The sequence below is a fragment of the Candidatus Palauibacter polyketidifaciens genome (assembly GCF_947581785.1).
GTDB classification, from domain to species: domain Bacteria; phylum Gemmatimonadota; class Gemmatimonadetes; order Palauibacterales; family Palauibacteraceae; genus Palauibacter; species Palauibacter polyketidifaciens.
On the sequence record NZ_CANPVO010000015.1, the window covers coordinates 74,121 to 95,069 of the forward strand.

General features: G+C 69.9%; 19 protein-coding genes. 2 read left to right on the forward strand and 17 right to left on the reverse strand.

Annotation, left to right across the window (positions count from 1 at the left end):
* Window positions 1-183: 183 nt before the first annotated feature.
* From trmD to RN729_RS04020, 15 genes are all read right to left on the reverse strand, one after another.
* A complete protein-coding gene (gene trmD, locus RN729_RS03950; protein WP_310782380.1) occupies window positions 184-864 on the reverse strand; it encodes a tRNA (guanosine(37)-N1)-methyltransferase TrmD in 681 nt (226 codons plus the stop codon).
* A 13-nt stretch (window positions 865-877) separates the two neighbouring features.
* Window positions 878-1,453, reverse strand: coding sequence for a ribosome maturation factor RimM (gene rimM / locus RN729_RS03955; protein ID WP_310782381.1), 576 nt, complete (start codon window positions 1,451-1,453; stop codon window positions 878-880).
* Window positions 1,454-1,466: 13 nt separating this feature from the next.
* Window positions 1,467-2,093, reverse strand: a complete 627-nt coding sequence (rpsP, locus tag RN729_RS03960) for a 30S ribosomal protein S16 (protein ID WP_310782382.1) — start codon at window positions 2,091-2,093, stop codon at window positions 1,467-1,469.
* 16 nt (window positions 2,094-2,109) lie between these two features.
* Window positions 2,110-3,480 (reverse strand): signal recognition particle protein, encoded by a 1,371-nt coding sequence (gene ffh, locus RN729_RS03965; protein WP_310782383.1) that lies wholly within the window; start codon window positions 3,478-3,480, stop codon window positions 2,110-2,112.
* Between the two features lie 145 nt (window positions 3,481-3,625).
* On the reverse strand, window positions 3,626-4,930 hold the full coding sequence (locus RN729_RS03970; protein WP_343218894.1) for an adenylosuccinate synthase: 1,305 nt from the start codon (window positions 4,928-4,930) through the stop codon (window positions 3,626-3,628).
* 138 nt (window positions 4,931-5,068) lie between these two features.
* Complete coding sequence (locus tag RN729_RS03975; protein WP_310782385.1) at window positions 5,069-5,962, reverse strand: dihydrodipicolinate synthase family protein; 894 nt, start codon at window positions 5,960-5,962, stop codon at window positions 5,069-5,071.
* A 71-nt stretch (window positions 5,963-6,033) separates the two neighbouring features.
* Complete coding sequence (locus RN729_RS03980) at window positions 6,034-6,234, reverse strand: hypothetical protein (RefSeq protein ID WP_310782386.1); 201 nt, start codon at window positions 6,232-6,234, stop codon at window positions 6,034-6,036.
* 141 nt (window positions 6,235-6,375) lie between these two features.
* Window positions 6,376-7,422 (reverse strand): D-2-hydroxyacid dehydrogenase, encoded by a 1,047-nt coding sequence (locus RN729_RS03985; protein ID WP_310782387.1) that lies wholly within the window; start codon window positions 7,420-7,422, stop codon window positions 6,376-6,378.
* A 22-nt stretch (window positions 7,423-7,444) separates the two neighbouring features.
* Window positions 7,445-8,521 (reverse strand): tryptophan--tRNA ligase, encoded by a 1,077-nt coding sequence (trpS, locus tag RN729_RS03990; protein WP_310782388.1) that lies wholly within the window; start codon window positions 8,519-8,521, stop codon window positions 7,445-7,447.
* Entirely contained in the window at window positions 8,518-9,009 is a 492-nt protein-coding gene (locus RN729_RS03995; RefSeq protein ID WP_310782389.1) for a hypothetical protein, read from the reverse strand. Before RN729_RS03995 ends, trpS begins: the two co-directional genes overlap by 4 nt.
* Window positions 9,010-9,161: 152 nt before the next feature.
* Window positions 9,162-10,292 carry a DUF1611 domain-containing protein gene (locus RN729_RS04000; protein WP_310782390.1) on the reverse strand — a complete coding sequence of 377 codons (1,131 nt, stop codon included), beginning with the start codon at window positions 10,290-10,292 and terminating at the stop codon, window positions 9,162-9,164.
* Complete coding sequence (locus RN729_RS04005; RefSeq protein ID WP_310782391.1) at window positions 10,289-11,149, reverse strand: PspA/IM30 family protein; 861 nt, start codon at window positions 11,147-11,149, stop codon at window positions 10,289-10,291. The genes RN729_RS04000 and RN729_RS04005 overlap by 4 nt, the downstream gene beginning before the upstream one ends.
* A 29-nt stretch (window positions 11,150-11,178) precedes the next feature.
* A complete protein-coding gene (locus RN729_RS04010; protein WP_310782392.1) occupies window positions 11,179-11,583 on the reverse strand; it encodes a CesT family type III secretion system chaperone in 405 nt (134 codons plus the stop codon).
* Window positions 11,583-11,876, reverse strand: a complete 294-nt coding sequence (locus RN729_RS04015) for a hypothetical protein (protein ID WP_310782393.1) — start codon at window positions 11,874-11,876, stop codon at window positions 11,583-11,585. The genes RN729_RS04010 and RN729_RS04015 overlap by 1 nt, the downstream gene beginning before the upstream one ends.
* A 207-nt stretch (window positions 11,877-12,083) precedes the next feature.
* The gene (locus RN729_RS04020; RefSeq protein ID WP_310782394.1) at window positions 12,084-12,377 is read right to left on the reverse strand and encodes an addiction module antidote protein; all 294 of its coding nucleotides are present in this window, start codon (window positions 12,375-12,377) and stop codon (window positions 12,084-12,086) included.
* A 761-nt stretch (window positions 12,378-13,138) separates the two neighbouring features.
* On the opposite strand from RN729_RS04020, the gene RN729_RS04025 reads away from it, so the two are divergent.
* Both RN729_RS04025 and RN729_RS04030 read left to right on the forward strand, forming a co-directional pair.
* Window positions 13,139-13,555 (forward strand): hypothetical protein, encoded by a 417-nt coding sequence (locus tag RN729_RS04025; RefSeq protein WP_310782395.1) that lies wholly within the window; start codon window positions 13,139-13,141, stop codon window positions 13,553-13,555.
* Window positions 13,556-13,789: 234 nt separating this feature from the next.
* Entirely contained in the window at window positions 13,790-14,296 is a 507-nt protein-coding gene (locus RN729_RS04030; RefSeq protein ID WP_310782396.1) for a hypothetical protein, read from the forward strand.
* A gap of 42 nt (window positions 14,297-14,338) precedes the next feature.
* Here RN729_RS04030 and RN729_RS04035 read toward each other — a convergent pair whose 3' ends face one another.
* A complete protein-coding gene (locus RN729_RS04035; RefSeq protein ID WP_310782397.1) occupies window positions 14,339-18,403 on the reverse strand; it encodes an Ig-like domain-containing protein in 4,065 nt (1,354 codons plus the stop codon).
* 93 nt (window positions 18,404-18,496) lie between these two features.
* Entirely contained in the window at window positions 18,497-20,923 is a 2,427-nt protein-coding gene (locus tag RN729_RS04040) for an Ig-like domain-containing protein (protein WP_310782398.1), read from the reverse strand.
* Window positions 20,924-20,949: the final 26 nt, after the last annotated feature.

The following is a 20,949-nucleotide window of genomic DNA, read 5'->3' on the forward strand; positions in this document are numbered from 1 at the left end:
CTCGTTTCCTGCGTCTCCAAGTGCGTTTCCGGCTGCGTATCCTCTGCGTCACGGGAGGGGTGCGGCAATGTGACGATGGGTACGGTCGCAGCCCTTTAGTATACCATTCCTGGCGAACCCGCGCCAAAAAACCGGTCAGTCGGTCAGCCGGTCAGCCGGTCAGTCGGTCGGTCGGTCAGCCGGTCAGTCGGTCGCGTCGAGGTCGAGGAGGTCGGGGCGGCGGCGTCGCGTCGCCGCATCGGCCTGCGCGGCGCGCCAGCGTTCGATGCGGGGGTGATCCCCCGACCGGAGCACGTCCGGCACGTGTCGGCCGCCGTGCTCGGCGGGCCGCGTGTAGGAGGGGGCGGAGAGGCGCCCCTCGTAAAACGAGTCGGAGGAGGCCGAATCGTGATCGCCGAGCGCCCCGGGGAGGAGGCGCACCACGGCGTCGATGACGACGAGCGCGGCCGGCTCGCCCCCGCTGAGGACGTAGTCGCCGATGGAGATCTCCTCGTCGACCCGGGCGTCGATGACCCGCTCGTCGATCCCCTTGTAGCGCCCGCACAACAGCGTGAGGTCGGGCTCGAGCGCGAAGCGCACCGCCGTCTCGTGATCGAAAGGCCGTCCGCGCGGGGAGAGCGAGATCACGCGCCCGGGGCGGTCCAGCGCGGTGAGCGCGGCATCGAAGGGCTCGGGCTTCATCACCATCCCGCCCCCACCGCCGAACGGCTCGTCATCCGTCGTCCGGTGCCGGTCGTCCGTGTACGCGCGCACGTCGATGAGCCGGTACTCGACGAGCCCCGCCTCGCGGGCGCGCCCCGGGATCGAGAGGCCCAGCGGGCCTTCGAGATAGTCGGGGAAGATGGTGAGGACGTTGATTCGCATCGGATCGTTCGCGTCAGATATCGAGCAGGCCGGCGGGGAGCTTCATATGGACCTCCCCGGCCTCGAAGTCCAGCTCCACGACAAGCTCCGCCTCGAACGGGATCAGCCGCTCGCGGCCGCCGACCTCGAGGGCGAGGAGCGGCGCGCCGGGCTGATCGTACACCTCCCGGATCACTCCGATCGTCATGTCCGCCTCGCACACCGACATGCCGATCAGATCGTGCAGCAGATAGCCCCCGTCGGGCAGATCCGGCAGCTCTTCGCGGGGGACACCCAGGCGCGCGCCGCGGAGCTTCTCGGCCGCCGTGCGGTCCGCCACCTCGCAGACCTCGACGAGCCACCGTCTGCCGTGGGGCCGCGCAGTCTCCAGCGTGAGCGCCCGGGGCCGAGGCGACCCGCCCGCCGGGGTGCCGGCGTCCGCTCGCGCACCGGCGTCCGCCCGTACGTCGGTGGTGGCGTCGATGAGATCGAGCCGGCGACCCGCCCGGAAGAGCGTCTCGGCGTGGTCGGTCTCGGCTTCCAGGAGCAGCCCGCCGCGGATCCCGTGGGGCCTGGCGATGCGGGCCACGATCACGGGCGCGTCGGACATGGTCGCGGTGGCGCTAGTCGTCGGCTTCGGCGTCGCCAGCGTCGTCGCCAGCGTCGTCGCCAGCGTCGTCGCCAGCGTCGCTCGCCTCGTCGCCCGCGTCGGCCTCGGCGGCTTCCGCTGCGTCCTCGGCCCCGTCGCCGGCGTCGGCCGCTTCAGCCACCGCGTCTTCGGCCGGAGCGGCGGCTTCGGTCGGAGCCTCGGCTTCGGTCGCGGCCTCCGCTTCAGCGGCTGGCTCGGCGGGTTCGGCTTTCTCGGCGGCGGGCGGCTCGGGCTCGGGCTCCGGCGGGGCCTCGGCGCTCGGCTTCGGACGCCGGGACGTGCCGCGCTGTCCCGGCGGCGGACCGATCTCGATGATCGCCGTCTCGAGCGACCCCGGATCCACGCCGTCGTGGAACTGCTTCCAGACGCCCGTCTTCCGCAGGAGCGACCGCACCGTGTCCGTCGGCTGCGCGCCCTCGTTGAGCCAGTGCAGCGTGCGCGCGGCGTTGATCCGCACGAGTGACGGCTGCGTGCGGGGGTTGTAGAGGCCGAGCCGCTCGATCGACGCGCCCGCCGTCCCCTCCCGCGAATCCGTCACGATGATGCGGAACGAGGCCGCCTTCTTCGCCCCACGCCGCTTGAGTCTGATTGTCGTCGCCATTCAGTTCTCCGATTCGTTAGCCCAGTCCCCGGCCCAGTCCCTTGCCCAGTCGGGCAAGGTCGCCGGGACCTCCCGGCATCATCCGGGGCATGAGCTTGCCCATCTGTTTCATCATCTTCCGCATTTCGCGGAACTGCTTGAGGAGCCGGTTCACCTCGTGCACCGGGCGTCCCGACCCCTTCGCGATCCGCGCCCGGCGCGACCCGTTCAGGATCTCCGGCCGCCTCCGCTCCTCCGGCGTCATCGAGAGGATGATCGCCTCCAGGTGCTTCACCCGACGAGGGTCGACATCCGCCTGGTCCAGCATGCGCGCGTCGACGCCCGGCATCATTTTCAGCAACCCCTTCAGGGGTCCCATCTTCTGAATCTGCTGGATGGAAGTCAGGAAGTCCGCGAGGTCGAACTCCCCCTTCCCTCCGAGCATCTTTTTCTGCAACCGCTCGGTCTCGCCGAGGTCGATCGTCTGCTGCGCGCGCTCCACGAGGCCGACGATGTCCCCCATCTGGAGGATCCGGCCCGCCATGCGCTCGGGATCGAAGACCGCGAGGTCCTCGGGCCGCTCGCCCGTTCCGACGAATCGGATCGGCACGCCGAGCACACTGTAGATCGAGAGCGCCGCGCCCCCGCGGGCGTCGCCATCCATCTTCGTGAGGACGACCCCCGTCAGCCCCACCGCGCCGTGGAACCCCTCGGCGATCCGCACCGCCTCCTGCCCGGTCATCCCGTCCGCCACGAGCAGGACCTGCTGCGGCTCGACCGCCGCCTTCACGCGGCGAAGCTCCTCCAGCAACTCCTCATCCGCCTGCAGCCGGCCGGCCATGTCGAGGAGCAGGTGCGTGACTCCGCTCCGCCTCGCCTCGTCCAGCGCGCCTCGGGCGAGTTCCGCCATGTCCTCGCCGCTCGGCCGCGCCAGAAGCGGCACGCCGATCCGCGCCGCCAGCGCCTCCAACTGCTCCGGAGCCGCCGGGCGGTAGGGATCGCACGCCACGAGCCCCGGCCGCCGTCCCTCGTGCGCCAGGCGCCGCCCCAACTTCGCCGCCGTCGTCGTCTTCCCCGACCCCTGAAGGCCGACGAGCATGACCACCGTGGGCGGAACCGACGCCTCCGACTCCTCCGGCGCCGCCTCGCCCAGCAGGGCGACGAGTTCGTCGTGGACGACCTTCACGATCTGGTCGCCCGGCCGAACCGACTTCAGCACATCCTCGCCGAGCGCACGCTCCTTCACCTTCGCGAGGAAGTCGCGCACGACCCGGAAGTTGACGTCCGCCTCGAGCAGGGCGCGCCGTACCTCGCGCAGCCCCTCGTCCAGCATCTTTTCCGTGATGACGCCGCGCTGACGCAGCTTCTTCAGCGCACCGTCCAGCCGGTCACCCAGGCGTTCGAACATCTACCGTTCCAAGCATCAAAAAAACGCGATTGGAAGGTTTCCATTCGCGTCTCGAGAAGGCGCCGAACCGCCCGCACCCGATCCGTATTGAGCCGCGCAGTCTAGGGGTTTTCTCGATCTCAGGCAACGAATTCAGGCAACGAACTCAAGCGGCGGCACCGGTGGAGAGGGCGATCGTCTCGCGCCGGGCCGCGCCGACGCCGACGAAGCGGATGGGCGCGGCGCACACTTCCTCGATCCGGGCGAGGTAGCGGCGCGCGGCGGCGGGCAGGTCGCCGACGGCGCGGCACCCGCTCGTGTCCGCGTTCCAGCCCGCCCAGCGCTCGTAGACCGGACGCACGCGGGCGAGGTCCGCGACGGAGTCCGGGAACGAAGCGGTCGGCGCCCCATCGAGTTCGTAGCCGGTCGAGAGCCTGATCGTCTCGAAGGTGTCGAGCACGTCCAGCTTCGTGACCGCGAGGCCGGTGAGACCGTTCACGCCGGCCGCATAGCGCGCCACGTTCGCATCGAACCAGCCGGGGCGGCGGGGGCGGCCGGTCGTCGCGCCGAACTCGCCGCCGAGCTGCCGCAGACGTTCGGCCTCCGCCTCCGGGAGTTCCGTCGGCAGCGGACCTTCGCCCACGCGCGTGATGTAGGCCTTCACGACGCCGATCACTTCGTCGATGAGCGTCGGCCCGATCCCGACCCCCGAAGCGGCGCCTCCCGCCGTCGTCGTCGAGGAGGTCACGAACGGGTACGTCCCGTGGTCGATGTCGAGAAGTGCCCCCTGCGCCCCTTCGAGGAGGACCCGTCCCCCCGAGGCCAGCCCGCCGCGGATCTCATCCCCCGCGTCCGTCGACAATCCGACCATCGTGGGGCGGACCGTCTCGAGTTCGGCCATCACCTCGTCCGCGTCCACGCGCCGCTCGTCGCCGAGTCCCGCCAGCGTGACGTTCGCGCGCACCGCCGCCGCGGCCACGATCTCGCGCGTGCGGTCCAGGTTGCGCAGATCGCCGACGCGGAGCCCCGTTCGGGAGATCTTGTCGCGGTACGCCGGACCGATTCCCCGCCCCGTCGTCCCGATCTTCTTCGCGCCCCGGCTGTCCTCCTGCGCGGCATCGAGCAGCCGGTGATAGGGGAGGACGAGATGCGCGCGCCGGCTCAGCCCCAGGCGCCCGTCGAGGTCGATACCGCGCGACCGGAGCGTGTCCATCTCCCGCGCCAGCACCCACGGATCCACGACCACGCCGTTTCCGAGCAGGCAGCGCGTCTCTCGATTCAGGATTCCGGAGGGGATGAGGTGGAGGATGAACTCCTCCTCGTTCGCGCCCTCGCCCACGCGCACCGTGTGCCCCGCGTTCGCGCCCCCCTGGTAGCGCGCCACGATCGTGGCCTGCTCCGCGAGCACGTCCACGATCTTCCCCTTCCCTTCGTCTCCCCACTGCGCGCCGACCACGACGACGCAGCGCACGCTGTCACTGAACATGGTGTGTCTTTGGCTTTCGATTCGGGTGCTGTGCTGCGACGGATTTCAAAGATAGCTCAATGATGCGTTCCCGCTTGAACGCGCCGCAGGGCGAGGCGACCCGGGCCCGGCTTCGGGCCGCGGTCAGGCGGAGACGCCGAGGGCGGCGGCCTCGAGCGCGGCGTCGACCACGGCGAGTCTGGCGTCGTCGGCGGGCTGGAGAGGGCTGCGCGGCGGGCCTCCGTAGAGGCCGAGCCGGTCCAGGGCGGCCTTCACCGACACGATGCCTCCCTCGGCGACGAGGCGCTTGTGGAGGGGAGCCACGCGCTCCTGCATCGCCCCGGCGCGGCGATGGTCGCCCTCGCGCCAGGCGTCAAAGATCTGGCAGCACGAGCGTGTCGCGACCACGGCCACGCCGAGGATGCCGCCCACGGCCCCCGCCTCGAGCGCGGCGTAGAGGAGCGCCCCGGAGCCCACGAGCACCTGCGCGTTGCGGCCGCACGCCTCGATGAGTTGGCCGAGGTTCCGGAGATCGCCCGAGGAATCCTTGATCCCGATGATGTTGGGGTGCTCGACGAGCCGGCCCACGAGATCGGGCGTGAGGTGCACAGGCACGAACTGCGGGATGTGGTAGAGGACGACGGGCACGGGCGACGCGTCGGCCACTGCAAGAAAGTGATCGCGCACGACGTCCGGCTTCATTGCCTTCAGGTAGTAGGAGCCGGAGCGCACGAGGACGGCACTCGCGCCCAGTTCGGCCACCTCGCGGGTCACGGAGATCACCTCGCGCGTGGACTCGGCCCCCGTCCCGACGGTGAGGGTACGGTCTCCGATACGCGCGGCGATCGTCTCCACCAGCGCGCACAGTTCACGGCGGTCGAGGAGCGGCGCCTCCCCCGTGGAACCGGCCACGACGATCCCGGCGATGGGGTGCGAGAGCCACTCGCGCAGGTTGTGGTCGAACGCGTCGAGCGCGAGCTCGCCGTCCTCGCCGAAGGGCGTGGCCACGGGCGGATGTACACCTGAAAGATCTCTCATGGGACTTCCGAAGTTAGGGTCGGTGGCAGGTCATGGACGTTGCCGCGGGAACGTCTTCAGGGGTTCGCGCCTCAGGCCGAGGGACTCGGCGCGTTGCCGTCCCGGCGGCTGAAGCCTTCGAACAAACCTTCGAGTCGGGCCAGACGTTCACGCACGTCCGCCATGTCCCGGGTCAGGGCCGTCAAGTCGCGGCGGATTCCCATCAGGACCGGCGCGAATGTGCCGACGAGCGCGATGGTCGCCCCGATGATCGTCCAACCTTCTGCCGTCATAACCGTCTCCTCGTGTCTCGGGTTCGTTGGTGTCTCGAACCCAAGTTCCGGGCAGGGCTCAATGTGCTATCAAGCGGGGGGTCCTTCAAGGTGATCGAAGGTCCACCGGCGTTCCCGCGGGAACGTCCGCGGGCCTCGGACTCAGTAGCCGCGCGCCTTGTCTACGCGGTTCTCCAGGGGGTCGCCGCGTTGGTAGCGGGAGATGTTGCGGACGATGAGGTCCGTCTCGCGCTGCCAGAAGTGTGCCGAGGTGCCGCCCACGTGCGGGGTGATGAGGACGTTATCCAGCCCCCACAGTGGGTGGCGGGACGGGAGCGGCTCCATCCTGAACACGTCCAGCATTGCGCCGCGCAGGTGTCCCCCCTCCAGCGCGCGGACGAGCGCGGGCTCATCCACGAGGGTGCCGCGGGCGAGGTTGATGAGCACGGCGCCCGGCTTCATGCGCGCGAGTTCCGCGGCGCCGAGCAGGCCCTTGGTCTCCGGCGTCTCGGGGGCGGTGAGGGCGACGAAATCCGAGGACGCCAGCAGTTCAGGCAGACGGTCGGGCGCGTCGAGGCGGGTGAGCTCGGGGGGCTTTGGGCCCACGGTTCGGCGAATGGCCTTAACTCGCATGCCGAGGGCGTGCGCGCGGCGGCCGAGCGCCGATCCGATGCCGCCGTAGCCGACGATGCCGAGCGAGGCCCCGGCCACTTCGCCGGCGGCGGGCGCGGCGTGCAGGGGGCTGCGGGGCGAGTTCAGCGCGGACTGGACCCACTTGCGCTCGCGCTGCGCCCGCACCGCGAGGTCCAGGCCGCGGACGAAATAGAGGATGCCGGCCATGGCGTGGTCCGCCAGCGAGTCCGCGTACATGCCCGCCGAGTTCGTGAAGATGACATCGCTCTCCCGCATCTCCTCGAACAGCGAGTTCCGCGCCCCGGCCGCGCCCGAGTGGAACCAGCGCAGCTTGCGGGCGGCGAGGAAGACGTCGCGCCGGATGCCCCACCCGCAGTAGACCTCCGCGTCGGCCACCGCTTCCAGAAGCTCCGAGGGCGTCACGCGCACGCCGTCGCCCGTCGCCTCGAGCGCGACGCGGACGGACTCGATCTCCCACTCCGGATCCAGCGCGCCGCGGATGCGGTCGAACGACCACTCCGGCATCGACCAGTGGGGGGTCTCCGGCGCGTACATCCAGATCACGAAGCGGCGCAAGGCGACTCCCGGCGCTTGGGGCTCAGCCGCCGTCGCCCGCGGTGGCGGCCGCGGCGGTGGCGGCCGCGGCGAGGCGGGGCAGATCGGCGTCCAGCGTGCGGGGGCCGACGCCCATGCGCTCGCGCACGACCTCCATGGTGCGGGCGGCCTCGGCCCGGGCGCGCTCCGCCCCCGCCGCCAGGATCTCGATCACACGCTCCGGGTGCGCGCGCAACTCCGCCGCGCGTTCGCGCACCGGCGCGAGTTCCTCGGCCACGTTGTCCGCGAGCTGCCGCTTGCAGGCGACGCAGCCGATCCCCGCCGTCTGGCAGAGGATCTCGATCTCCTCCCGCTCCGCCGGATCGGTGAAGAACTCGTGCAGGGCGAAGACGTTGCACACGTGTGGATTCCCTGGATCGTCCTTCCGCACCCGCGCCGGGTCCGTGACCGCGGTGCGCAGCCGCGCCCACAGTTCGTCCGGCTCGGCCACCATGCGCACCGTGTTGTCCTTCGACTTCGACATCTTCGCCACGCCGTCGAGCCCGCGAACCCGAGCCCCCGTCCCGACCAGCGTCTCCGGCTCCGGGAAGACGTCGCCGAAGCGCGCGTTCCAGCGCCGCGCGACCTCCCGCGACAGCTCGAGGTGCTGGCGCTGGTCCTCGCCCACCGGCACGAAGTGCGCCCGGTAGAGGAGGATGTCGGCCGCCTGCAGCACCGGGTAGTTGAGGAGACCCGCATTCACCGACTCCCGGCCCTGGGACTTCTCCTTGAACTGCGTCATCCGCCCCAGATCGCCCACTGGCGTGACCGTGTTGAACAGCCACTGGAGTTCGCTGTGATAGGGGACGTGCGACTGCGCGAAGAGCGTGCAGCGTTCCGGGTCGATCCCCGAGGCCACGAGCGACACCGTGAGATCGAACACGCGCCGCAGCAGATCCTCGCGCTCGTACTCGCGCGTGATCGCGTGCAGGTCGACGATGCAGTAGTAGCACTCGTACTCGTCGACCATCGCCGCCCAGCGCCGGAACACCCCGAGATAGTTCCCGAGATGCGCGTGCCCCGTCGGCTGGATCCCGCTGAACACGCGCTTGCGCGGCCCCGGCGGGGCCCGGTCGGTCATTGCGCGCCGACCTCCAGCGTCTCGCGAGCGCGGATCAGGTCGCTCAGTTCCCGAACGTCCTCCCGAAGCTCCTCTCGGAGACCCGCAATCTCCTCCCGAAGCTCCTCACGGAGACCCGCCATCTCCGCACGAAACTCCTCGCGGAGACCCGCCACGCTCGCGTGCAGTTCTTCGCGAAGGGCCGTGACGTCCTCGCGAATAACCGTAACGTCCTCCTGGAGGGCCGTGACCTGCACTTCCAGGCGGGTCGCTCGGGTGACGAGTTCGATCTGCGTCGCGTGAAGGGCGTTCGTCCGCTCCCACAGCAGGGAGAAGCCTCCCATCACGACCGTGAGCGCGAGGGTGAGCGAGAGGCTCAGGTTCCACCGCGTGATCATGATCCCGTCCGCGACGCGGCGCCCTTCCGCGCGCGAACGGCGGCCCGCAGCGGCGGCGGGCTTGCCGGCCACCGTCCGGGGTTTTGCTGCGTCTGTGTTCGATTCGGACATTGAGGATCCCTGGGATGACGTGAACGTAACCCGTTGGCGTGCCGCGCGGAAACTTCCGGCGGCAGCGCCAACCACAGCATCGCAGGGGTCCTCAACGGACGATCAACGGCGGCGGACGACGACGTCGGGCGTAGGGGCCGGACACGCGGCCGTCAGGCGGGGGCTGCGGCCTCCCGGTGGGTTCCGTGGGCTTGGAGGATGGCTTCGACCAGGGGATCGGTGCCGAAGCGGATGGGGTCGGTGGCGGGGAGGCCGGTGACGTCGCGGGCGTGGCGGACGGCGGCGCGGGCGTCGTCTTCGGGGATGTCGTACGTGGCGAGGGAGACGCCGATCACGCGGCCGGGGACGTCGGGACAGGCCCACGCCAGCGCGTCCTCGTAGCGGCGGATCACTTCGTCCAGTTCCGGGAGCACGACCCAACTGTGGTTGCCGCCGTAGATGCGGGGGCGGCTCGGCATCCAGGTGAGGATCATCGCGTGCGGCAGCGTGCCGTGCAGGAGGCCGTGCGTGACGCCGGAGTAACCGGGGTGCATGAGCGAGCCCTGGCCTTCGACGAGGACGATGTCGACGCCCTCGCCGTCCTCGCCGCGGGCCGCCTCGAGCGTGAGGCGCTCGGCGGCGCCGGAGATGAAGTCCGACACCACCGCGTCCACGGCGATGCCCGTGCCGGCGATGAGGATCCCCGTCTGTCCCGTGGCCGCGAAGCCGGCGCGCACGCCCCGGGCCCGCAGGGCGCGCTGCAACTCGAGCGAGACCGTCATCTTGCCCGTGTTGCAGTCGGTGCCGACGGTGAGCACCCGGAACGCGTCCGTCGCCATGGCCCGGCCCGCGCCCACCGGCAGATCCGGGGGCGGTTTGCGGAGGTCGAACAGCGTGCAGCCGTGCCGGTCCGCCAGCGCCGCCAGCTCGGGATCGTTGCAGAGGAAGAAGTGAAGGCCGCTGATGATGTCGAGCCCTTCCTCGAGCGCGGCCACGAGCACGGCCCGCCACGCCTCGGGGAGCTGCCCTCCCTGGGGCGCGATCCCCACGAGAAGGGCCTCAGGGCGGGGTTCGGCCGCGAGCGCCTCGGCGAAGGTCGCGACGATGGGGATGTCGCCGCCGAAGCCCAGCGTCTCCCCCACGGTGCTGCCGGCGAAGCGGGAATCGATGACGGCGCCCACCCGCTCCGGCTGGTAGCGCACGGCGGACGAGGCGGTCTTCGCCGTCTCGACCCCGAAGGCCCCCTCCGCGAGGATCGCGAGCCGAGAGGAGGAAAGCCGCTTCCGCCCCGGGCCCGGGCTCATTCGCTCTCGGCCCGCTCCGTCTCGCCGGACTCGCCCAGCAGCTCGAGGAGTTCCGCCTCGGGGATCTCCTCCACGTCATCCGCGTCGCCGGCTTCAGCCGCCCCCGACCCGGAATCCGCCTCCGACCCGGCGTCCTCGCCGGAGCCGAGCGCCTTCACGTCCTCGGGCTCGCCGGAGGAGAGGAGACCCATGGAGGCCTTCATCTCCAGCAGCTTGTCCTCCACCGCTGCGTCGCCCCCCGCCTCCAGCGCCTTGAACTCGCTGAGGAGCGTGTCGCCGGTGAGTTCTTCGGTGACCTCCGCGCTCGCGAGCGCCTGGCGCTCCGCCTGTTCGATCCTCTCGGTCATCTGATCGAAGGCGCGGAAGGCGCTCTTGTCGTGAAGCCCCTGCATCGTGTCGTGGATGCGCTTCTGGGCCTCCGCGCGCTTCTGCTTCGCGATGAGGAGGTTCTTCTTGCGCTTCGCCTCCTCGATCTTCGCGTTCAGCTGGCGCAGCGAGTCCTTGAGCTTCTCCGTTTCGGCACGGTGGTTCTGCCACTGCGCCTCCAGCTCGCGCGCGTGCTCGGCGTGCTCCTGCCCGCGCACGAGCGCCTGGCGCGCGAGGTCATCGCGGCCCTCGCGGATCGCCAGCCGCGCCCGCCGCTCCCACTCCTGCGCCGTGGAGCGCGACTCCTCGAACTGCGCCCGCAGCTTGCGTTCGTCGGCGATCGCGACCGCCACCTCCTGCTTCGCCTGGGCGAGCTGGCGGCGCATGTCCTCGATAATCGTGGTGAGCATCTTCTCGGGATTTTCAGCCCGAGCGATGAGGTCGTTGAGATTCGATCGAATCAGCCGGGAAAGACGGTCCAGGACACCCATGGTGTATGCTCGTTTCCTGTGCTTGCTCGTCAGTCGGTAGATATGTCGGCGGTGAGGCTGTCCCAATGGGAGGTCAGCGCGAGCGTGAGGCTCTCGAGCGTGGCGCGGAACTCGGAGAAGTCGAGGTTCTCCAGTTCCAGCGTGTCGCTCAGGATGACCTCCCCGTCCTCGAGGCCGTAGGCCCCGTGGATGAGATCCACCGCGTTCAACTCCAGGAGCCTCCGGTAGAGCGCAAGCTGGTCCTCATCATCGATCGGGAGGTCGCGGATGTCCGCCCGGCACACGAGCACGGGCGGCTGGTAGTTCACCAGGATCCTCGGCTGCCGCTCGGCGCTCGCCCCGTCGGGGTGGACGATCCACAGTCCCTCGTCGAGTTCCTGGTAGTCCGCTTCGGTGCGGATGAGGAAGCTCTCTATGTCCTCTCTGTTCAGCATCAGTTCGGCCCCCGCAGTCGTGAATCGGGTCGCCCTTCCGGGCGAGACTCATCCGATGGCGCCCTGCCCCGGAGCCCGCCGCCCTCGAGGAGGCGGGTCATGAAGCGCTGCTCCTCCGTCAACCGGTCCACCTGGCCCGCCAGCAGCGCGACATGCTCACGCAGACGCTCGATCTCGTCATCCCCGCCGGGTTCCACCGGCGTGGGCGACGGGCGGGCCGCGAACCATTTCTGGGCCACTTCCCCGAACGTGACGAGCGCCACGATGATGATGATGAAGACGAAGACGCTCATCGCCGTCCTTGACGCAACTGGTACCGCCCGGGTCCGGCCGCCATCGGCGAAACGAACCTACGAGGCGGACCGGACCGGAGTTTCCCCGCAGACGGCCGCGCAAGCCGGCGAAAGCGGCCGTGCGAACCGGCGACGGCGGGCCATGATAACGCCGGAACACCCGCCACGTAACCCGCAGACGGGGCATCAACCGCCACGCCGTTGGCGTCAGACCGATCCGGGCGCGACAGTGAGGCGAACCCCCAGCGCGTCAAGAACCCTCATCACCGTACCGAGTCGCGGGTCACGCTCGCCGGATAGCGACTTGTACAGGCTCGGACGGCCCAGTTGCGCCCCCCGGGCGACCGTCGTCATGCCCATAGCACGGGCGACGTTGCCGACCGCCTTCGCGAAGAACTCCGGATCGTTCTCCGCCAGCGCGGCCTTCAGGTATTCGATGCGCGCTTCGTCATCATCGAGAAACTCAGCGCTGTCCCAAGGGGTGTAGGTTTCGCCGCTCACGCCGCCTCCTCCTCAGAGCTCGCCCGCCATGCGCCGGGCGCGTTCGCCGAAGTTGCCCTCGACGACGCGGTCGATGCGAACGACGATCCGCGCAAGGGCTCGCCTGTCGCGCAGGCTCTTCAACCATCGGAGAAACGTCTAGCTCTTGACGACGGTGTATTCTACGGGAGGACAAGTGTATCCCATTGGATACACTTGTCAAGCCCGAGGCACGGGCACGTCGACGGACGTGGCCCTCTCCTCCTGTGCGTTTCTTCGGGTCGCCAATGGTGTCTTCTCCCTGTTCCGCCATATGAACGTCAGCCGTGTCGGCACGGTCACACAAAAGATCGCGGAGGAGATCAACGGGTTATGAAGAGAAGACGGCGGCTGCGGCGGCGAAGCCGGCATAACGCGGGGGCTCGCGCCACGGAACCCGCAGGAGGCATTCCATATGTAGTGCGATGAATAACCCGGCCTCCACTCCCATTCCCCCCAAAAAAGGAAAGCCGAAGGGCTGCTATCCGGACAAGGCGCTCTCGGCCCAGTTCGTGCGCGCGGCGCCGCCGGGCCGGTACGCGACGGCAACACGCTGTACCCGTTCGTGCAGGAGAGCGGAGCCCGGAGCTGAGTGCAGCACCTCGTCATCCGCGGGCGGCGCCACGACGTGGGATTCGGCAGCGTCGCGCTCGTCTCGCTGGCCGAGGCCCGGGTGAAGGCGCGGGCGAACCGCAAACGGTAGCCCGAATCGCTAGCTTGAGATCATCGTCGAAGGAGCCTCCATGCCCGGACCGAAAGCAGACACACCCGAAGCCGGTGCGGATGCCGGGCGGACGCGCGTTGACCCCCGCCGATCCCGCACGCGCGTTCAACCAACGGGAGCCACGGACGGCATCACGATCACCCGCTGGAGCCTGGGACTCTTCATCACGTTCGCGCTCTCCGTCGTGACCGCGGCCTTCACCCTCGTCTGGAACCAGACCCTGAAGCTCGGTGACACACAGGTGCAACTCGTCGCCCACGTCGCCGGTCTGGATGCGCGGATGATCAGTCTCGAGACGCGTGTGGCCGGCGTCGAGACGGAGGTGCGCGACCTGCGCGCGGAGGTACGCGTGGAGATCGGCGGTCTGCGCGAGCAGATGCGCGAACTCGCCGAGCTCATCCGCGACCCGGAACCGCCTCGTCCGCCGTCCCAGTAGGTGACACGCCCCCGCTTCAGGGGCCGGTCCAGGGGTCCAGGACGTCGATTGCCAACTCCCGCAATAGGGTGCTTGCCCCTTGGGCTTGGGCGCCGCGACACACTTGAGGCCGGGTTCGGTTGATACGACATTGAACGTCGCCGGGAGGTTCGGTGCAGACGGGCGAACGCGGCCGCACGGCGCGCATCGCACTTCGAACCTCCTGTGGAAGGCGTGGAAACGATGGGATTGGACGTGATCGGAATCCTGAGCGTGATGCTGGCGATCCTCGGCGTGGGCGTGACCATGGGCGGCCTCGCGCTCCGCGGCATCGGGAATCTCAAGGAGTATCTCACCAAGAGGACCGACAGGCTCTCCGACCAGTTGGAGAGCGCGCACAAGGAGCTTCGCGACGAGCTGAAAGCCGAGCTCGTCGGTCTGCGCAACGAAGGGAGAGCCGACATCGTCGGTCTGCGCGACGAAGTGAAGGGCGACATCGTGAGTCTGCGCAGCGAGCTGAAGGGCGAGATCGCCGGTCTGCGCGACGAAGTGAAGGGCGAGATCGCCGGTCTGCGAGACGAAGTGAAGGGCGAGATCGTCGGTCTGCGCGACGAAGTGAAGGGCGAGATCGCCGGTCTGCGAGACCGCATCGACGCCGTCCACTCGGAAGTGGTCGAGATGCGCTTAGCCATTGGCGACCGCGTGGCCAGACTCGAAGGGCGTGTGTTCGGCGTGCCCCTCACGGATACCGGCACCGACTAGCGCCGGTCGGCGGCGATTCGAGCTTGTACCGACCTCCTATCGTTACCGCGGGGGGGCGGCCGGGATGCCGCGGCTCACGAGAACCTCCAGCTCCGATCCGGCCGCTCCGGCCGCCGCCAGCCCGGCCGACGCGGCGGTCCGGACGGGGTCGCCGGAGGATGGGCCGCGCAGAATGCCGAGCAGACGGCCGCTCTCGGGATCGCGCAGGATGGCCATGGGCCGGTCCGTGGCCCGGTCCAGCGTGGTCGATCCTGCGGGGCCGGAGAGCGTGATGCTCGCGAGGCGGCCGACCCACTCGGCCGGCGCGGGCAGCGCGATGACGAAGGCCGAGCCGCCATCGCCGTCCACCGTTGCCTGCATGTCGAAGCTCAACGAGAACAACTCGTCGCCGGTCTCGGCGCGGCCCGTGAGTTCGTACTCGCCGTCCGAGGGTGGCACGGAGGGCGGGGCATCCAGCACGAAGGCGGGTTCGAGGAAGGGCTCGCCCCGCGCGTCGGCGCCGCCCCAGAGCAGAAGCGTCGTCGTCGGAGCCTGCGCGGGAACAGGACCGCGTACGGCCGCAACGCGGGACGCGCTGGCGTCGGTTTCCGTCTGGAGTCGGTAGTTCAGGGCCTTCGTGAACCCGTAGCCGCTGATCCAGTGCGGAGGACCGCAGTAGGACATGATGTCCGCCGCGCGGGGCGATACCAGGGCCCCGCTGCCCCGGAAGTCGTATCCGCGGTTGCCGACCGTCCCATCCGGCTGCGGGAACGCCGGATCCGGGCCGCCGGCGCCGCCGCACGGCGCGTGGCGGAGACTCAGGTTGTGCCCGATTTCATGGCTGATCACGAAGGGGTCGGCCACGCTGAAGCTGTAGAAGCCGCCGATCGCGGCGATCCCCGACTGCCCGCCGATGACGTAGGCGGGCATGATGCCCATGTACCGGCCCCTTCTGCCTTCCAGGGTCCAGGCCAGGGCAGTTTCCAGATACAGGGTGACGACGTTCGTGGTCGACGTCAGGATGGGCTCGTGGGCCTTCACGTCGAGGTCCCGGACCGGGAGGAGCGTCCGCGTATGCCACAGCATTTCGTGTCCCTGCGGATCCTGCGCCATCCCCTCGGCAATGTCGACGATGGATAGATCGGAACCCGCGGCCCACACGAACGGAACGACGGTGAGGTCGAGTGCCGGCACGGCCTCCACCCGGACGCTTGCACGGCCCGTCTCGGGGATCCGCGGCGCGACCCCCAGTCCGGGATCCAGTGTGTTGGCGGGGTCGACCTCCACGACGAACTCCAGGCCCGGCTGGATGACGGATCCCGGGATCTCGATGTTCGCCGACTTGTCGAGCGCGCGCTCGGCGTCCTCCACGTCGGTGGGGATGGGGGTCCCGGAGCCGGGAATATCGGCGACGTACGTCTCGACGCCATCGAGGTAGAACGTGGCCCGCATCGGCGGGAGGCCCTCGCTCGTGCTGCGCGAGGCCGTCACGAAGACGCGCAGCAGCGCCTCGTCGCCGGCGACGAGGGGCACGGGAAACGCCGACGACTGTATGGCCTGCGTCAGGTACGCTCCCGAGCCGCGCGCCGCCTTGCACGCCCGCACCTGTGCCAGCTGAACGCCGGACAGCCATGCCTGAAAACCGGCGTCGGCGTTCGCGCACAGATCCGTACCGTTCAGCAGGAGTTCCTGCAGCCCGGTCAGAGCCGTCAGCCGCTCGGGCAGCGGCCCGGACAGTCCCGGGTTGTTCGTCAGGTGGAGCTGTCGGAGCGAGGCGAGGTCGCCCAGTTCCTCCGGCAGCGGGCCGGTCAGCCGGTTCCCGATCACCGACAGCACGCGCAACCGGGACAGAGCGCCGAGTTCCGCCGGGATCGGGCCCGCCAGGTCGTTGTTGTAGAGGTACAGCTCCGTGACGTTCGGCAGGCGGCCCAGTTCGGGCGGGATCGGCCCCGTCAGGTCGTTGTGGTAGAGGTAAAGCCGGGCGAGGTTCGACAAGCCGCCCAGTTCGGCCGGAATCGGTCCCGTCAGGTTGTTGCCGTTGAGAAACAGACTCGTCAGTCCGGACAGGCCGCCCAGCGAGGGCGGAATCGGGCCCGTCAGATCGTTGGAGCCGAGGGCCAGCGCCGTCAGAGCGGGGAGGCTGCCGAGTTCGGGCGGAATCGATCCCGTCAGGCCGTTGTACGAAAGGTCCAGCACCGTGAGGCGGGAGAGGCGGCTCAGTTCGGGCGGGATCGGGCCCCTCAAGCCGCTGAACCTGAGGTTCAGCACGGTCAGGCGGGAGAGGCCGCCCAGCTCGGGCGGGATCGATGCCGTCAGGCCGTTGGATCCGAGGTTCAGCGTTGTCAGGCGAGAGAGGTTGCCCAGTCCGGGGGGGATGGGTCCGGTCAGGTCGTTGAACGCGAGGTCCAGCACCACGAGGTAGGAAAGGCCGCCCAGTGCGGGCGGAATCCGCCCCGTAAGGTCGTTGGAGCGCAGCTCCAGCGTCGTGAGGCCGGACAGGTTGCCCAGCTCCGCCGGGATGCGTCCCGTGAGGCTGTTGGCCCGGAGGTCCAGCCGGGCAAGGTTGGAGAGGCCGCCCAGCTCCGGCGGCACCAGCCCCGTCAGGTTGTTGGAGGCGAGAGACAGCCCGACGACACGGCCATCGGCGTCCAGCGTCACCCCCGCCCATTCGTTGAGCGGCCGGTCGGAAAGCCAGTTTGCATGGTCCGCCCAGCGGGGGCCGCCGGTCGCCTCGTAGAGCAGCGCCAGGATCTCCCGGTCGTCGAGGGCCGAGCACGCCGTGCCCGTGCCCTCGTGCGACGGAATCGCGCCCAGCCATGCGCCGAACGATCTGGCGGGCGAGATGCAGAGTCCGGTGTCCGCATAGTGAAGTTCCCGCAGGGAGAGCGCGGACAGCGACAGGGGCAGCGGACCCTCCAGCCCGGGGTTCCCGCCGATCCTGAGCGACGTCAGGCTGCTGAGCTGCCCCAGCCGCGCGGGCACGCGGCCGGTCATCCCGTTGTCCGCGAGGTCGACGCGGACCACCCGCCCGAGGGAGTCGGAGTCGATGCCGTGCCAGTCGCCCAGCGGGCCGTCTCCGAGCCACCCGTCCGAGCGGATCCAGTCCGTCCCGCCGCCGGCCTCGTACAGCGACGCGAGCACGGCCCGGTCGCGCGCATCGCAGAGCGGGCCCACGTAGACCTCGAGGCCCGCGAGCCAGGCCCGAAAGTCCGCCGACCCGGAGACGCAGAGGCCGTCGTTGCTCTCGAAGTGCAGCGTCTGGAACCGCTCGAGCTCCAGGAACCCCGCCGGGATCGACCCGGCGAGCCGGTTCCTCTCGAGCCCCAGCCTCCGGAGGTTGCGCAGGTTGCTCAACTCGGGCGGTATCGGCCCGGTCAGATCGTTCCGGCGCAGCCGAAGGACCTCGAGGCGGCCGAGCGCGCCCAGCTCCGGCGGAATCCCACCCCTCAGTTGGTTTACGCCGAGGTTCAGGCTCTCCAGGCTGGCCAGCCGGCCCAGTGCGGGCGGAATCCGCCCCGCCAGCCTGTTACGCTCTAGATCGAGCGTCTCCAGGCGCACCAGACGTCCGAGTTCCGGCGGAATCGACCCGACCAGGTTGCTCGCCGAGAGCCGCAGCGCGGTGACGCGGCCGTCCGCGGCGGTCGTCACGCCGTGCCACTCCCCGATCGGCCGATCCGACAGCCAACCCCCGTTTTCGAGCCATCCGGCGCCGTTCGTGGCTTCGTAGAGCGCGACGAGCACGGCCCGGTCCGCCTGGGCCACCGTGACCGTCGAGCTTCCCGCTGCGGAACCCGCCGTGGCCGTGATCGTGGCCGTCCCGTTGCCCACCGCCGTCACGAGACCCGACGCGCTGACCGTCGCCACTCCGGGGCTGCCGGATGTCCAGGTCACCGCAGCCCCCGCCATCACCTGCCCGTTCTGGTCGCGGACCTCCGCCGCGAGCTGCACCGTCGCGCCGAGCGCGGCCAACTCGGCCGCGGCCGGGCTGACCGCGACCGTCGTCGCCCGTGGGGGATCCGGGGGTGGAGGCGGCGGAGGCACCGGATCGGTGGTCGAATCGCCGCAGCCCGCCAGCCACCCTGGACCCGCCAGGACGGCCCCGAGAACGAACGTTCGACGAAGGCTCATTTTACTCCCGAAGGACAACCCCCTGGGCGTGGGTCGCACCCATGGCGCCCCGGTTCACCAGCCAGATGTCGACCAGCCGTTCCAGAAGATCACTCACGGTCGTTCTCTGATGGCGGTCGGGTCGTGGGAGAGGCCGGACAGGAGCGCCGGGATGTCCGCCGGCCCTCCGTTACACCGCTGGAGGACGTCGAAGATCTTGTCCCGGGCGTCGATGCCCCCGCGATAGATCGCCGTCGTGGCGCCGCCGGGAAGCGGCCACTCGATCGAGACCTCCTGATTCTCGAGGCTCAGCGCAACGAGGAAGTCGACGCGTTGCTCGCCGTCGATGCGGGCCGTCCACACGCCCCAGGGCGGGAACTGGTGCATGCCGATCTGGTCCACGGGCCTGAGCGGCGCCACGAGCCACTGCGCGGGGACGAGCGTGGTATGGCGGGCGTTGAAGCCGGCGCCTCCCTCGAGCCGCGCGCCGCCGGATATGAAGGCGAAATCCACCGACGCGTAGGTGGCGGTGCAGAAGACGGCCACCTGGCTCACGATCCCCAACCCGCCGAGGTCCGGCTCGTGGGCGGACACAACCTGCCAGCCGCTCTCCTCGCCCAGCTTCATCGGCTCGATCGTCCACGACTCGGGAGCGAATACCATCTCCGTCGACGTGCACTCCGACAGTACCGCCTCCAGGGCGTCGCGTTCGGCCTCGTCCACGGTGAGTTCGTACTTGCGGCGCACGGCCACGACAGCACCCGCGTACCAGCAGCGGTTGAAGTCCGGCAGCCACTCCGCCGCGTCGTTCTCCGCCTTCACGCCGCGGTCCAGCGTCGGCGATGCCAGGGTGAGGTTCACGAGATCGCGGGCGAACGCCCTGCGCTGGGTCCTGCCCCACGTGCACCCGCCGGAATCGTGCACCTCCGTCTTGGACACGATGTGGTCGACGGAGACGTCCAGGAGGCCCCCGTAGTAGATCCCCGTATAAGGAGTGTAGATGCGGTCATCCATCGCGGCCACGATCTCCACGGCCAGCGCGTCAGGATGCCGGTAGTCCTCCGGATCGTAGGTAGAGCAGCGGTCCTCGGGCTCGACCACGAGCCCGCGCCACGTCCCCGGCGGCGCGGCGGCCCTGACCCATACCGTAGTTGAAGAGGCGGTTGCTGGTTCGGCGATGATGATGGTCAGCGTGTCGCCGGATACGGCATACGAGCCCTCGCCGGACACCTGCCCGGTCTGCTCCCAGCGTCGGTCGCCATGCACGGTATACGAGCCCTGGTCCGTGATGACGCTGGCCGGGGTGGTCACGGTCACGCCGTAGCGACCGACCGCGGAGGTGCCGACGGGCGCCCGCTGATCCAGTTCCAGCGTGCCCGAGACCGTAGGCCGGGTGAGTTCGACACCGCCCGTCGCCGCGCCGATGATGCTCTCGAGTCCGTAGTAGCCCGTGAGATCCGGCGGCGGCGGCGGCGGCGAGACCGTGATTTCGGTCGTTCCCTCCGCGACGCCGGAGACCGCGGCGATCGTCGCCGCCCCCTCGGCCAGCGCCTTCACGAGGCCCGTTTCGTTCACCGATGCGATGGTCGTATCGCTCGAGGTCCAGGTGAATGTGACCCCCGCAATCGCGTGTTGGTTGGCGTCGGTGGCCGTCGCGGCCAGGCGCACGGTATCTCCGGGAGAGAGGGTCGCCATCTGCGGCAGAACCTCCACCGCAGCCGCCCGTTGCACCACCACGAGCGACGCCCTTCCCGACGCTCCGTCCGACGTTGCCCTGATGTCCGCGCTTCCGTTGTCCACGGCCGTCGCCAGACCGTCCTCGTCCACCGTCACGACGCTTTCGTCGGTGGACGACCACATGAACTCCGCGTCCGCCACCACGTGGCCGTTCGCGTCCACTGCCTCGGCCGCGAGGCGCACGGTGTCGCCCAGCGCCGTCAGCGTGTCGGCAGCGGGCGAAACGTCGACCGAACTCGCCATCTGATCCACGTGGACGAGGGCCGTGCCGGACGCGTTCCCCGATGTCGCCGTGATCGTCGCCTCGCCGTTGCCGACTGCCGTCACACGGCCGTTCGCGCCCACGGTCGCAACTGATGTTTCCCCGCTCGACCAGACCACGGACACCCCGGACACCGGGCGGCCGAGCTGGTCCAGCACTTCGGCCGAGAACTGCACGGTTTGGCCGACCGCCGTAAGCGTGGCCGTCCCGGGCGTCACCGTCAGTCGCGTGGGCGCGACCGCCGTCACCTCGACCGCGAAGGTCACCGACGCCGACAGACCGCCCGGATCCGTCGCCGTAATCGTGATCGCTGCTGCGCCCGGCGAGACACCCGTCACCGACAGCTCACTACCCGAGAACGTGGCCGCCGCAACGGCTTCGTTGGAGGAGCGCGCCGTGTACGTAAGAGCGTCTCCGTCCGGGTCCGAAAATGCCCCCGTGACATCCACCGTGATGGTCACGCCTTCGATCACCGTCTGGTCGGGGATCGGTGCCGCCGCCATCGGGGGCCCGTTCGCCGGAGTGGGCGGCGTGGGTTCCACCGAGTCGCCGCCGCCACAGGCAGCGG